A 13,644-nucleotide genomic window follows, 5' to 3' on the forward strand; every position below is an offset into this window, starting at 1 on the left:
GTCGCGAGTTAGAAGTTACTGAGCGAGTGCCATGGTCTTCGAAATGGCGGTGATCACCGCAGGCCTCGCAGAGACATCCGAAAACCACCGAGCGACATTTGGCGTCTGCTCAAGGCTCGCGCCGACCGACTCGTGCCGCCGGATCCAGCCAAAGTGCGCGATATCCGCGATCGAGAACTCGCGACCGGCAACGAACTTGCCCCGCTCCAGCGCACGTTCAAGTACACCCAACGTGCGGTTGACCTCGGCCAGCGCCCGCGCTGCTGCTTCCGGTGCCGCAGATGCCTGGAGCTTCACCAGGAAGGCCTGCAGGAACGCTGGGCTCAGCCCGGAGGCATGAAAGAATAGTTGTTCGAATACCAGGGCGCGCTCGACGCCTGCCTTGGGAAGCAATTTTCCAGTCGCCTCGGCGAGATAGACCAGTATGGCGGCCGACTCGCTCAGCGCAATGTCAGCTTCGCCCAGGATGGCTTGATCCACCAGGACAGGGACCTTGGCATTTGCGTTCATGGCCTTGAAGGCATCCGACTTCTGTTCACCCTTGCGCAGGTTGACCGGCACGAGTTCATAGGGGACGCCCATTTCTTCGAGGGCGATCGTTACCTTGACGCTGTTTGGCGTTGCGTACGCATGTACTTTGACCATTTGAAAGTTCCTTTGATTTGAATTGTTTCCTGGCATGCCACCCGTTGAGCGCAACCCTCGCTGCGTCGCGATCAAACACCACGTGAGCGTTGCCAGGATTAGGTCGGAAGAGCGTCGAGGAAGACGTAGAGTGCTGCAATCTTGCCGTCACGAACGATGATCACGTCGATGCCGGTGTAGTCCGGCGCTTCGCCGGGCGCGCCTGAACTCCATGCGAGACGCCCGGCGTTGTGCAGAGTCTGTGGCTCGCCAACAGGCGTGTAGACGAAGTGAGGGTGCGTCGCGCGCAGCTCCCCCGCAAACTTGTCGAGTGCGTCATGGCCGAGGAAGATGCCCGGCGGAACGTAGAGCGCACAGTCGTCGGTGTACAGCTCTTTGATCGCGGCGCGACGTCGGATTGGGTCCCCTTCGCCGAATACCTCTTGAAGGTTGCGGTGGAGCAGTTCATGAGTTCGGTCAGACATAGCTATTCTCCTTGGTTCATTCTTTCGGAGAGACAATCTTGCGGCGAAGCGCGATAATGCGAAATAGAAATGTTTGAAATCAATCGTTGCAGGATTGTCGATGTCAAAACTACCGGACTTCGAAGGGATCGCGATGTTCGCCAAGGTTGCCGAGGAGCGATCATTCGCGGGCGCAGCGAGAGCAATGGGGGTATCCGTGGCCACCGTTTCGCGGGCGGTCACCCGGCTGGAAGAGCGCCTGGGCGGCACCCTGTTCAATCGAACATCTCGTCGCCTTGCCTTGACCGACTACGGTCACATGATGGCTGAGCGCGCATCCAGGATCTACGCTGACGCCGAGGACGCGGAGAACTTCGCCCGTGAAACCTCCAGCCGGCCGCGAGGGCTCGTCAAGCTTGCCGCGCCCCTTTCCTTCGGTGCCCGCTGGGTCGCGCCCCTTCTGCCAGAGTTTTTCCGAACCTACCCTGAAATCGCTGTCGATCTTCACTTAACCGATGCCCACGCCGACCTGATCGGAGATGGCTTTGACGCCGCGCTTCGGATCGCGATCCTGGAAGACTCGTCCCTCGTTGCGCGCCTTATCGTGCCGGTGCACCGCTTTGTCGTTGCGTCTCCGGGCTACCTCGCCCGATACGGCCGGCCGCAGCACCCTGAGGATTTGAGAGCCCACCAATGCCTCACCTATGCGAACAGATCCAGGCGCGACGTTTGGCGATTCACGAATGAGGCCGGCGAGGAATGCTCTGTTACCCCTACGGGTCCGCTGCGCGGGACGAGCGTCGAGGCGCTTCTGCCCACAGCCCTCGAAGGCTTCGCGATCACCGAACTCCCTGAGTTCGTCGCCACACAGTATTTCCGCGACAAGCAGCTTGAACCGATACTCACCGACTGGCGCCTGCCTGAGGGCGGTCTCTACTTCGTGACGCCGACGGCCCGCGCCCGTCCCGCCAAGGTGGGCGCGTTGGCAGACTTCCTCATTGCCAGGCTAACTGTCGCGCAATGGAGCGCCGAAGCAATGATGGCGTGGAAGCCACCGAAGCAACGCAGGAAGTAAGCCGTGAGTTGCTCGCGCTCGCTCTCAGTCGACACCCGTTGCGCCGTGGGTCGTGCACACGACGAGGCGGCCCATATTAGTTGAACGAACTTCCAACTCCCGACACCAGCGCATCAAAGCGCGCCTACGCCAGTTGCGGCTTGAACGGATACTGATCGATCTCTCCGCCCCGCGCGACCACGGCCGTGCTCTCCGGAATCTCCTCCCACCAGCCCGGCAAATCCGACAGTGGCTCCGACAACACGAGGAACGCGTCTTCGCCCGCCGTCGCGATGCGCGGGTCGTCCGGATACAGATCGTGCAGATGCCGGAACGAGGTGCTGTGAAAGAGCGAGCGCGACTGCCCTTCGCTCGAATAGCGAACCGCGACGATCTGCTCGCCGTCAGTGGCGCATACGGTCATGTTCAGCGGCTCATCGACACCGTGCTTGCGCCCGATATCCTCGACAAAACCCACCATCCGCTCGAGCGCGGTAACGGGCGCGAGTTCGAGACCGAAGGTCAGCGCGAGAAAAAACAGCACCTCGGAATCCGTCGAACCTTCGATTGACGGGAACAACTCGGGATCGATCGCCAGAATCAGATCGCGGCGTACCAGCGGAAAGTTACGCACCAACCCGTTATGCATGAAGAGCCACCGCCCGTAACGGAACGGATGACAGTTGGTTTCCTGCGACGGCGTGCCGGTGGCCGCACGGATGTGCGCGACGAACAGCGGCGCGCGGATGGCCCGCGCCGCCTCGCGTAAATTGCGGTCGCTCCACGCGGGCTGGATGCAGCGGTAGCGAAACGGGATGTCGGTGGGATGACCGTACCAGCCGATGCCGAAGCCGTCGCCGTTCGTGGTGGTCTGGCCGAGCCGCGAATGCAGGCTCTGGTCGATCAGGGAGTGTTTGGCGTTGAACAGCACCGTTTCGGGTTGCAGCGCGTTACCGGTATAAGCGAGCCAGCGGCACATGAGTTCTCCTCCGGTTGCGACGAAATGCGACGAGATGTCTGACGAACCACGCGCGAGCCTCGACCAGGCGCGCGTGCCGCCGACCGCTATTTGACCACGGGTTGCATCTGGGCGATCGGTATCAGGAACTCCGAAAAACCGGTCAGGATAATCTGCACGCCGATGCACAAGAGCAGAAACGACGAGACGCGCATCGCAACCTTGGTGCCGTCCACGCCGAGATACTTGGCGAACACCACCGCCCGGCTGTAGATCAGATACACGGTGGCCGCCACCAGAAGCGTGATCACCACCGACGCGATGCTCGACAGCACGAACGCCGAGAGTTTATGCGTGCGGTTCGCGGTCAGCGCGACCGCGGTAGCGATCGAACCCGGCCCGGTGGTGAGTGGAATGGTGAGTGGGAAGAACGCTTTCGACGTGGCGTTATCCGCGTCCACACGCTTGACCGCCGGCTGCTCGGCCGGCTGCGTGTCGGGCGCGTTGAGCATCTGCCAGCCGCCGACGGCGACCGCGAGGCCCCCGCCGATGCGCAATGCCTCCATGGAGATGCCGAAGAAATGAAGAATCGGGGTGCCGACAAAGAAGGCGACAAGCAACACGCACATGACGTTGAAGGCGATTTTCTTGGCGAGCGCCGTGCGGTCTTCCGTGGTGAGCGATGCTGTCCGGTCGAGAAAGACGAACGCCATGCCGATTGGGTTGATGATGCTGATCAGCCCGGTAAAGCCAAAGAGAATGTCCGAGATCAGACTTTCGACCATATGCGATCCGTTTCGGGCAGCGGCGCGGGCGGACTGATCGACTGACTGCCCACCGGCGCGCCACGCCAGGTTGAAGTGCCGGACGCCTTCGGGCGGTCCAGATTGATGCTCGCGTTGCGTGGGTCAGATGATATCGCGGCGCGGCACGCACATTGGCAAAAAACGGGGCGATGCACACAGCGCGCGGCGCTGCACCGCAGCAGACGAGCGCCGAAAGATGCGCGCACAACTTTCGGAAAGCCTACACTTTTTTGACTTACTTTACGTAACCGAAGCATCAGGCATACAGTCCCCAGCGAAGCCGCACTTTCAACGAGACGTACTTACCGGTTCGAGGAGCTGCCCCCATGTTGCTTCGTGTACTCGCCGCGCTGCCGTTCATCGGCATTCTGCTCGGCGTCCCGTTTGTGAATCGTGTCGAGCCGCTGGTGCTCGGCATGCCGTTCGTGCTGGCCTGGATCGTCATGTGGGTGGTGCTCAGTTCGATCATCATGGCGATCATCTACCGTCTGGACCCGAGCAACCGGCAGCTTGCAACTGATGCCGAGGAGGTCCGATCATGAGCGCACTCGTCATCATTGCGGCCATTACGCTGTTTGCGCTGTACCTGGGCGTGCGCGCGCGGCGCGGCCACGACATGAGTCTCGAACAGTGGACCGTGGGGGGCCGCAGTTTCGGCACTGCGTTCGTGTTCCTGCTGATGGCGGGCGAAATCTACACTACCTTCACGTTCCTCGGCGGCAGTGGTTTTGCTTATGGCAAAGGCGCGCCGGTCTACTACATTCTTGCCTACGGCACGCTGGCGTACATCCTCTCGTACTGGATGCTGCCGCCCATCTGGCGTTACGCGAAGAATCACCATCTCGTCTCGCAGCCGCACTTCTTCTCACGCAAGTACGACAGCCCGGCGCTCGGCACGCTCGTCGCGCTGGTCGGCGTGGCCGCGCTCATTCCGTACCTCGTGCTGCAACTCAAGGGCCTCGGCATCATCGTGGCGACTGCCTCGTATGGCGCGATTTCGTCGACGGCCGCCATCTGGATCGGCGCCGCGGTGGTGACGTCTTACGTGACCATCTCCGGCGTGCGCGGCTCCGCGTGGAATTCGGTGGTGAAAGATACGCTGATTCTGGCGATCGTGCTGTTCCTCGGCATTTATCTGCCGTTGCACTACTACGGCGGCTTCGGCGAGATGTTTCACGCCATCGACGCCGCGCGTCCAGGCTTCCTGACCTTCCCGGCGAAGGGTTCGAGCGTGACCTGGTTCCAGTCGACCGTGCTCCTGACCGCGCTGGGCTTCTTCATGTGGCCGCACACGTTCGGCTCGATTTTTACGGCGAAGGACGAGCGTATTTTCCGGCGCAACGCGATGGTGCTGCCGCTGTATCAGTTGATTCTGCTGTTCGTGTTCTTCGTGGGCTTTGCGGCGACGCTGAAGGTGCCGGGCCTGAAGGGTGGCGACATCGACCTGTCGCTGTTCCGTTTGTCGTTGCAGACTTTTGACCCGTGGTTCGTCGGCGTAATCGGCGCGGCCGGGATTCTGACGGCGCTGGTGCCGGGCTCGATGATTCTGACGTCGGCGTCCACGCTGCTCGCCAACGACGTGTATCGCGGCATGGTGAGCCGCAAGGCGTCGGACGCGACGGTGGCCAAGCTCGCACGCTTCCTGGTGCCGGTGGTGGCGCTGGTGGCGGTGGGTTTTACGCTGCATGGCGGCGAGACGATCGTGGCGTTGCTGCTGATGGGCTACAGCTTCGTGACCCAACTGTTTCCGGCGGTGATCTGCAGTTTGCTGCCGCACAACCGGGCGACCAAGTACGGCGCGTTTTGCGGGATTCTTGCGGGCGTCGCGGTCGTCACGCTGACGACGACCATGCATCTGAGTATCGGGCAGTTGATGCCGTTTTTGCCTGACGCGTTGAAGGACGTCAATATCGGCTTCCTGGCGTTGGCCGTGAACGTGATTGTTTTTGCCGTGGTGAGCGCTGTGACGCAGCCGCGGTCGGTCGAGCAGACTCACGCGCCGGTGCATTGAGCGTTTCTTCGCATCTTTCTGCATAGCGGTTGAAGGGGTTGGTCGCTTAAGGCGCCAACCCCTTTTTTCGCGAATCGCGCTAGACTTCGCCCGAATTGAAGTCGATCGAATCGAATGAGTATGCGGAGCGAATGAATGGACTATCGTCTTTACTACTCGCCGGGCGCGGCAAGCATGGCCGTTCACTGGATGATGATTGAAATGGGCATCCCGTTCGATGTCCATCTTGTCGACATCGACGCCGGCAATCAGCGAAACCCTGACTATCTGCGGCTGAATCCCTCGGGCCGTGTTCCCACGCTGGTGGTCGACGGAACGCCGCGCCACGAGTCGGCCGCGTTGCTGATGCTGCTCGCCGAGCGGCATCCTGAAGCCGCCCTCGCGCCGGCTCCGGGTTCCGCCGACCGGGCCGCGTGGCTGGAACTGATGATCTATCTGGCCAACACGCTGCTGCCCGCCATGCGCGACTGGTTTTACGCGGACGTCGACGGCGATCCTGCCGGCGCCGTAGCGGTTCAAGCGCTCGCGCAGCGGCGCATCGAAGAAGCCTGTGACAGGCTCGACGCCGATCTCGCCGACGGACGTGACTATCTGGTCGGCGGCAAGCTCAGCACGGCCGATTTCCTCGCCGTCATGCTGATGCGCTGGACACGCAACATGCCACGCCCCGCGCTCGGCTGGCCGCATCTCGCGCGCTATATCCGCGGGCTGCGGGCTCTGCCCTCGTTCATTGAATTTAATGCGCGAGAGGGGCTTACCGAATGGCGCAACCAGGATGATTGATGCGCGCGCAACTAATTTTCGCTCGTCGGCGGTTGGCGTGACCGCCTGGTTGTGAACAACGTCAGTTAGTTCGAGTTCGCGCGCGTGCCGACGATCACGATGCCGCGTGAAAGTCCGCTCACGTTGTCGACCGCTTGCGCCCCTGCATACAGTTGCGTGACCGGTACCCAGACGGCCGGATACTTGTAGCGCGCCACATCGAGAAGCAACGCGCTGTCGCTCGCCGCGTCGTATGCGGCAAGTGGCGACCAATGGCCGCCCCCTGCTTCGCCTATCTCCACCCGCCTGAAGTTCAATAACGCAAAGCGGTCGCTATGGCCCGTCGTGTCACGAATCAGATCGCGAAACTGATCGAGCGTCAGGTCGCCGGCATGGAAGCTCCTCACCTCGACAGGAAATGCGCTTAGGACCGTGCTGAGCTGGTCGAGCGTCATGCCCTCCTTCGATACTCGCGCGGCGTTGGCCACCTGCGGATCGACGCTGCGAAAAAAATCCTCTTGCGAGAAGAATGGGAAATCCGGGTACTGCGTCGACTCGGGACGGCGAATGCCCAATGCATTGAGCGCCATCACCGAAGTCGCGACCGAACAGTAGGCTTCGTTGCGCTGCGTTTCGAAGTACTGCGAAAGCGGCCAGTACGACTGGTTATTGGCGTTGGCCATCAAGCGCTTCTGGCCAACTGGCTGCGTCAGCGCGATCAGGTTCGGTGGAACGGGCAGCGGCCCGTCGGCTGCGCGCGCCGTGCCCGATGCGGGGGCTTGATGCGTATCTTGATGCGAGGTTTGATCCGTGGCTTGATTTGCAGCCGGTGGCAGCGACGCGCATGCCGCCAGTGTCGCCGTCAGCACAACAACAATCCACTCAGGCCGGCTTACGCGCTGCATGGCGCGCATCAACGAATATCTGGACATTAACCCTTCCGCTGCGGATGACTTGGGAACGACTTCGGCCAAGCCGACGCATTCCATCCCGCATCGGCGAACCCCGATTTTTTAACACGAAACAGCTCGGCGTGTGAATGTGCGGCCCGGAAGCCGGCGAACTGAACCGCGTCCGTTCGATCTGATAAGATATACCCCCCTATGGTATTTTCGAGAGCATTCATGGGCCACACGATTCGGGAAAAACAGAAGCTTCTCAACCGCGTTCGCCGCATCAAGGGGCAGATCGAGGCCATAGAACGCGCACTCGAAGACGAGCGCGGCTGCGCCGACGTTCTCCAGCAGATCACCAGTTGCCGCGGCGCAATGAATGGTCTGTTGGCGGTCGTGCTCGAGGACCACATCAGAAATCACCTGGTGGATGCACATACTGACGAGGACCCCGTCGGCAGCGCCACCGAACAACTCATCGAAGTTGTTCACAGCTATTTCAAGTAAACCGGAGCAGGACATGAGTGACTTTAGAAACGCCGCCTTCGGCGCGGGACACGATCATATTTTTCTGGGCGCCGCCCATGAAAAGAACGAACGCAGAACATGGGCGGTGATCGCTTTGTGTACCGTGATGATGGTTGCCGAAATCGTCGGCGGCAGCCTGTTCGGTTCGTTGGCGCTCGTGGCGGATGGCCTGCACATGTCGACGCACGCGGGGGCGATGCTGATCGCGGCGCTCGCTTATACGTACGCGCGCAAGCACGCGAGCGACTCACGCTTTGTATTCGGTACTGGCAAGCTGGGCGACCTCGCGGGATTCACGAGCGCTATTGCGCTGGCCATGATTGCGCTGCTGATCGGATACGAAGCTGTGTCGCGCTTTCTCTCGCCGGTGCCCATTCATTTCAGTGAAGCGATTCCGATTGCAGTGGCCGGTCTGCTGGTAAATCTGGCAAGCGTGTGGCTGCTGCGTGGCGATCATCACGGACACAGCCATGGGCATGGTCATGGGCACGGACATCATGGTGACGAGCATGAAGAACACGCTCACGGGCACGAAGGTCACGGGCATGCGGATCACGATCACGCAGAGGGTCACGCCCACGACGCTCACGACAACCACGCTCACGCGGCCCATCACGATGCCGAAAGCGCGGCCCAACGGGATCACAACATCCGCTCGGCGTACATTCACGTGATCGCGGATGCCGCGGTCTCGGTACTGGCCATCATCGGCCTCGTTCTCGCGCGTGAATTCGGCTGGCTCTGGATGGACCCGCTCGCCGGCATCATCGGCGCGCTGGTGATTGCAAACTGGTCATACGGACTGATGCGCGACACGGGTGCGATTCTGCTCGATATCAACCCCGACCAGCGCATGACGGAAAACGTGCGCCACGCCATCGAAGATAACGGCGACAAGGTGCTCGATCTGCACGTCTGGCGCGTAGGCCCCGGTCATATGAGTGCGGTAATATCGGTCGCGACCCAGGAAACGCGCCATGACTCGCGTTTCTATCATGCGTTGCTGAAACGCTTTAACGGACTGTCGCACGTCACTGTCGAAGTCAACCCAACGGAACAGATCGCCTGAAGATGGCAATTCAATCACCCTGCATCGACATTTGCAAAATCGACGGCAAAACAGGCTTCTGCATCGGATGCCTGCGCACCCGGGACGAGATTCGCGAGTGGAAAAACATGACCGACTACCGGCGCCATCAGGTTATCAATGACGCCTCGCGCCGCAAGGCCAAGGTAAAACCGGGGGTACCGGAGACGCCGGAGACGCCGGAGACGCAAACGTCCTAGAGGCGCCTGTCAGTTCGCCGGATCAGCGAACGCATAACTGTTCTTGCCACTGCGCTTGACCCGGTACATCGCCTCGTCGGCCGCGGCCACGAGGCGACGGTAATCGCCGACGAGATCCGGAAAACTGGCGATGCCGATGCTGGCGCGAACCAGCCCGACCCCCATCTCCTCGTCCGTCTGAACCACGCAGGCGATGAGCCGCCGGGCGATTTCGCCGAGCTCCGCATTCGTTGAAAATTCACGGACCAGAACGGCGAATTCGTCGCCGCCGATCCGGGCGACGACATCGACTTTACGCACCGACTCGCGAAAACGTTTCGAAACCGCGATCAGAAACTCATCGCCGACGCGGTGACCAAGCGAGTCATTGACCTGCTTGAATCCATCCAGATCGATATACAGCAAGGCAATCTTGCACGGCCCGGTGCGCGCGGGCACTTTCGTCGCCGCCGCTTCGAGCGTGGCAAACAGCTTGCGCCGGTTCGGCAAGCCGGTCATCGCGTCGTGCAGCGCCGCCCATTCGAATTCGTGCGACTGTCCTGCCAGCAGACGATTCCGTTTGGCATACATCCCCAGCGCGGTGATCAGCATGCAGAACAGCAAGGCCGCCGACGCGATCAGCGTGCGTGCGACATGGGCAATCCGCACGCGCACATCGGCGCTGTCGGCATCGCGCTGCGCCCGCCACCAGGCCGACACGGTACCGAGCACGGCGTCCGAGTCGCGCAGATCGGCGTCAGGTGTGAGCGAAGCTGGCGGCAGACGCGGTGCCGCCGACGGGCTCGCATTCACAAGCGCCGCGAGCAACGCGAGGCGATGGGCAAGTTCGGTACGCGCGTGCCGATACCCGGCGGCACTGGCATCCGTGGCGTCGGGCAGTTGCTGCCAGACGCCGACCAGATTCCGGGCGCTTTCCGCCCGTTCGACCGCTTCGAGAACGAGCCCCGCGTATTCCTGCTTCAACTGATCGGAAAAGATCGTCCGGATTTGCAGCGCCAGATACAGAAGGCCGATCAGCAGACAAACCAGCGCGGCGGCGGCGATCGCAGCCGGGCCCGGCCGGAAGCGGATCGCGAGAGCGCGCCCACGAGCGGCGCGAGGGGGACGCGCCCGCTCAGGGATGGGAATAGATGTCTTGCCGGCTTCCATTGTCATGCTGCCGGTAACTTACGCGACGAAAGAACGAACCCATCCGGGCAAACAGACTGCCTTTGTGCCTGGCATTTGCCGCCGAAGCGGCGCGACGATCCTGCTGCGCGAGACGCGCGTCTCTGCCTGACCGGCCGGACGCCAACTGCTGCGGAGCAGGTTTGGATGGGGGCGCCGCGCGTTGAGCGGCAGGCGTGGAAGACGCGGCCAAAACGGCGGTTGTTGCGTCGGACACGCCGGTTTGGCTAACCGTATGCGCCGGGAGTCGCGTCACTGGACCAGACCAGGAGGCCAGTTTTCCGCCTTCTTCTCCGCCCGGCGCTGCCGCTGCTGCCTGCATTCGTGCTGTTGCCGGTGGATTTACTGTTGCCTGCGTGCCCGTCGTCGCCGGCGCAACTGCTGTTACCTGCGCTCCCGTTGTCACCGCTTTTACTGAGGGTGCTTGCATACCGCCCGCTGTCCCCTCCGCTGCCGCTGCCGCTGCCGCTGCCGCTGCCGCTGCCGCTGCCGCTGCCGCCGTCGCCAATCGCGGCGCTGCCGCGAAAGTTGCCGGTCGTGGCGTCGCAATCGATTTCGCCAACGCCGGCCCTGCAGCGGCTGATGCAGCCGTGCCGAGCGCCTGCCGCGCACGCGCCATGGCGTCGGCATACGCTTGTTGATCGTGGTTGAACCAGACACCGTACGCGACCGTACCCACTACGCCAAAAGCCAGCGCGCTTGCCGTCGCGACACACAGGACAAGACGTCCAAATCGCACAGGCGGTGCCGCAGCCGCCGGCTCAGCGCCAGCATCGAAGCCAATATCCGGACTCTCTACGGCAGATTTTGAAAATTCGGTATCGTTGAACATCGCAATACTCTCCGGAATCCTCACATGTCTGACACGTCGGCAGACATTGTTAATACGATTCAGCGGGGTCGATCTGGCGTTGTTGTTGGAAGAATTTATCCCGCTCGCCGGGTAGCGACAACACGGTAATGCTGCGCTTTAAACGCGCGCTTTGCGAGTCCGCTTTGCGTCGATGAGACAGGTAAAAGATTCAACGCCGCGGCCTATCCACGGGCTGGGCCGCGAGCGCTTGCAGGCCGCCTCCACGTGGCGGTGGAGGCAGCGATGGGGACATGCACGGCAACTCCGCGTCACGCAATAAACACGCCAATCTGGAGCGCGCTTATCGGCAGCGACGGCTTAAAACGCCATGCATGCCCAGTGGGGCGCAGGACGCCCCACACCCGATCCGTCACCTATTGCACGGTGATCGTTTCTTTCATATTCGGGTGGATGCCGCAAAACACCTTGTAGACGCCCGGCTTATCGAACTTGAACTGGAACGAGTCGTTCTGATCGAGCGCGGCGGAGCGGAACATGCCCGCAGCGTTCACGACCGTATGCGGCTCGCCGTCGAGATTTTTCCACGTCACCGTCGAGCCGGCTTTGACCGTCAGCGCCATCGGCGAAAACATGAAGTTCTTGATCACCACGGCGCTGGGCGTTTCCGCTCGCGCAACGGAAAGTCCGGCCGATGCCGCGATGAGCGTTGTGCTCCCGAGCAGTACAAAGAACGCGCGGCGAATAGCATTGTTTTGCATAAGTGATCTCCTGCGAAAAAATTCTGGAATCAAACGAGTGTCGTATCGGCAAGCGTCGCCTTGCGCGGATGACCCACGATCTTGATGCTGGTCACCCCTAGCATCTTCGGGAGCTGATCGCTTGCTACCGTAAGCGGCCCGGGGCCGGGACCGTTGCCGGCGGTCGGCTGCGGATAGGCTGTCGAGCGGGCGGTATGGAAAGTGATATTGCCTTCGACCTTCGACACGATCTGATGAATATGGCCGTTCAACACGGTCACCGAGCCGAAGCGCTTCAGATAGCTCATGGCCTGACCGGCATCGCCTGTGCCCCACCCCCACGGTTCGTAGATCGTCCACATCGGCATATGGGCAAAGACGACGATCGGCGTGCTGGACGAGCGGCCCTTCAGGTCATTTTCGAGCCAGGCGAGTTGGTCGTCGCCGAGACCGCCCAGGCCGTTAGGCTTGAAATGCATCACGTTGACGAGTCCGACGAAGTGCACGCCGTTGTGGTCGAAGCTGTAATAGCCTTTGTTGTCCGACGCCTTGCCGAAGCGGCTGAAGTATTCGGTTCCGGGGCCGTCCGTCACGTCATGCTCGCCGGGCACGGTGTGGAGTTCCGTGATATTCAGACCCGACATCAACTGCGCCGCGAGATCGAACTCCGCCGGCTTGGACAGATGCGTGATGTCGCCCGTGTGGATGGTCAGCGCGGGCTTGACCGGCATGGCGTTGACGTAGTCGATCGTCTGTTTGAGCGTGCCCGCGACGTCCGGGTTGGCTTCTTTGTTGAAGCCGATATGCGAATCGCTGATCTGCAGGAAAAGCGGCACGCCCATGGACGTCGCGGATGATTTCGCGTCGGCCGCGAGGGCCAGTTCCACTGGCGTGAGAATGCCGCCGGCAAGAACGAACACCGTACCTACGCCGCCGAAAGCGAGACATTTCAGGGCGCCACGGCGTGACGGGTTGAATGCAGGATCGGATGAATGATGTGACGACATGTTGACCTCACGATAGGGATTCGCAGGCAAACCGCGGGATCATCCGGCGGGCCACACGACTCGGTTCATCAGGAAGACTGGCGTGCCGACGGTTTTATTCCATGAAAAAGAAAATTAGTGCCGGCTGATGAATCCAGCCGTACAGGCTTACATGTGCGGCGTCTGAACAAACGGGAAATGGGAATAGCCGCGCCGCGGCGGCGGTTATGCAGGTGAGAGCAACTGAAAGGAGTAGCCAACATGGACATCATCGATATGGCCCGTGCCTCGGGCATGGCGGTCATCCTGGACGGCAGGATTGGCCGGGAGGAATACCAGAGCGTGTGCGGTTCGCTATCCGCGCTGCAGCGATTTGCAGAAGCGGTGCGCCAGGGTACGGTGCAACCGAGCGGACATCGGAAGCGCACCGCCGCCCCCACTCGCAGGGCGTGAGGGGCTGAGGAGCTTGAGACGGCCGGCGCGGCCGCAAGCTCGACGCGGTTCAACTGCGGCCTCCCGTGCCGCTTTCCGAAGCATACAAATTGAAAGGAGG

16 protein-coding genes are annotated in these 13,644 nt (G+C 61.5%); 8 read left to right on the plus strand and 8 right to left on the minus strand.

Annotated features, from left to right (window positions below; genetic code table 11):
• Positions 1-15: 15 nt before the first annotated feature.
• Both FSO04_RS15135 and FSO04_RS15140 read right to left on the minus strand, forming a co-directional pair.
• Complete coding sequence (locus tag FSO04_RS15135) at positions 16-645, minus strand: glutathione S-transferase family protein (RefSeq protein WP_154560453.1); 630 nt, start codon at positions 643-645, stop codon at positions 16-18.
• Positions 646-743: 98 nt separating this feature from the next.
• Complete coding sequence (locus FSO04_RS15140; protein WP_154560454.1) at positions 744-1,109, minus strand: nuclear transport factor 2 family protein; 366 nt, start codon at positions 1,107-1,109, stop codon at positions 744-746.
• Positions 1,110-1,209: 100 nt separating this feature from the next.
• Between FSO04_RS15140 and FSO04_RS15145 the strand changes: the two genes are divergently transcribed.
• Positions 1,210-2,163 carry a LysR family transcriptional regulator gene (locus FSO04_RS15145; RefSeq protein WP_154560455.1) on the plus strand — a complete coding sequence of 318 codons (954 nt, stop codon included), beginning with the start codon at positions 1,210-1,212 and terminating at the stop codon, positions 2,161-2,163.
• Between the two features lie 124 nt (positions 2,164-2,287).
• Here FSO04_RS15145 and FSO04_RS15150 read toward each other — a convergent pair whose 3' ends face one another.
• Positions 2,288-3,121, minus strand: a complete 834-nt coding sequence (locus FSO04_RS15150; protein WP_154560456.1) for a class II glutamine amidotransferase — start codon at positions 3,119-3,121, stop codon at positions 2,288-2,290.
• Positions 3,122-3,207: 86 nt separating this feature from the next.
• Complete coding sequence (locus FSO04_RS15155) at positions 3,208-3,885, minus strand: MarC family protein (protein WP_154560457.1); 678 nt, start codon at positions 3,883-3,885, stop codon at positions 3,208-3,210.
• A gap of 347 nt (positions 3,886-4,232) precedes the next feature.
• On the opposite strand from FSO04_RS15155, the gene FSO04_RS15160 reads away from it, so the two are divergent.
• The 3 genes from FSO04_RS15160 to FSO04_RS15170 all read left to right on the plus strand — a co-directional run bounded on the left by FSO04_RS15160 (position 4,233) and on the right by FSO04_RS15170 (position 6,700).
• Complete coding sequence (locus tag FSO04_RS15160) at positions 4,233-4,448, plus strand: DUF3311 domain-containing protein (RefSeq protein WP_154560458.1); 216 nt, start codon at positions 4,233-4,235, stop codon at positions 4,446-4,448.
• Complete coding sequence (locus FSO04_RS15165; protein ID WP_154560459.1) at positions 4,445-5,917, plus strand: sodium:solute symporter family protein; 1,473 nt, start codon at positions 4,445-4,447, stop codon at positions 5,915-5,917. Before FSO04_RS15160 ends, FSO04_RS15165 begins: the two co-directional genes overlap by 4 nt.
• A gap of 135 nt (positions 5,918-6,052) precedes the next feature.
• On the plus strand, positions 6,053-6,700 hold the full coding sequence (locus FSO04_RS15170) for a glutathione S-transferase family protein (RefSeq protein ID WP_154560460.1): 648 nt from the start codon (positions 6,053-6,055) through the stop codon (positions 6,698-6,700).
• 65 nt (positions 6,701-6,765) lie between these two features.
• On the opposite strand, the gene FSO04_RS15175 is transcribed toward FSO04_RS15170, so the two are convergent.
• A complete protein-coding gene (locus FSO04_RS15175) occupies positions 6,766-7,611 on the minus strand; it encodes a phytochelatin synthase family protein (protein ID WP_154560461.1) in 846 nt (281 codons plus the stop codon).
• A 192-nt stretch (positions 7,612-7,803) separates the two neighbouring features.
• Between FSO04_RS15175 and FSO04_RS15180 the strand changes: the two genes are divergently transcribed.
• From FSO04_RS15180 to FSO04_RS15190, 3 genes are read left to right on the plus strand one after another with little or no spacing between them, the layout of a single operon-like run.
• A complete protein-coding gene (locus FSO04_RS15180; protein ID WP_154560462.1) occupies positions 7,804-8,079 on the plus strand; it encodes a metal/formaldehyde-sensitive transcriptional repressor in 276 nt (91 codons plus the stop codon).
• A 13-nt stretch (positions 8,080-8,092) separates the two neighbouring features.
• Positions 8,093-9,169 (plus strand): CDF family Co(II)/Ni(II) efflux transporter DmeF, encoded by a 1,077-nt coding sequence (dmeF, locus tag FSO04_RS15185; RefSeq protein ID WP_154560463.1) that lies wholly within the window; start codon positions 8,093-8,095, stop codon positions 9,167-9,169.
• Between the two features lie 2 nt (positions 9,170-9,171).
• Positions 9,172-9,387, plus strand: coding sequence for a DUF1289 domain-containing protein (locus FSO04_RS15190; RefSeq protein WP_154560464.1), 216 nt, complete (start codon positions 9,172-9,174; stop codon positions 9,385-9,387).
• Positions 9,388-9,396: 9 nt separating this feature from the next.
• Here the strand turns inward: FSO04_RS15190 and FSO04_RS15195 are convergent, their stop codons facing one another.
• From FSO04_RS15195 to FSO04_RS15205, 3 genes are all read right to left on the minus strand, one after another.
• Positions 9,397-10,542 (minus strand): GGDEF domain-containing protein, encoded by a 1,146-nt coding sequence (locus FSO04_RS15195; RefSeq protein ID WP_154560465.1) that lies wholly within the window; start codon positions 10,540-10,542, stop codon positions 9,397-9,399.
• 1,239 nt (positions 10,543-11,781) lie between these two features.
• On the minus strand, positions 11,782-12,126 hold the full coding sequence (locus tag FSO04_RS15200) for a cupredoxin domain-containing protein (RefSeq protein WP_154560466.1): 345 nt from the start codon (positions 12,124-12,126) through the stop codon (positions 11,782-11,784).
• Positions 12,127-12,155: 29 nt separating this feature from the next.
• Positions 12,156-13,112: a metallophosphoesterase family protein gene (locus tag FSO04_RS15205; protein WP_154560467.1), complete on the minus strand. Its 957-nt coding sequence runs from the start codon at positions 13,110-13,112 to the stop codon at positions 12,156-12,158.
• A gap of 240 nt (positions 13,113-13,352) precedes the next feature.
• Here FSO04_RS15205 and FSO04_RS15210 point away from each other — a divergent pair, with 240 nt between their 5' ends.
• Positions 13,353-13,544: a hypothetical protein gene (locus tag FSO04_RS15210; protein WP_154560468.1), complete on the plus strand. Its 192-nt coding sequence runs from the start codon at positions 13,353-13,355 to the stop codon at positions 13,542-13,544.
• Positions 13,545-13,644: the final 100 nt, after the last annotated feature.

Source organism: Paraburkholderia madseniana (genome assembly GCF_009690905.1).
Lineage (GTDB): Bacteria > Pseudomonadota > Gammaproteobacteria > Burkholderiales > Burkholderiaceae > Paraburkholderia > Paraburkholderia madseniana.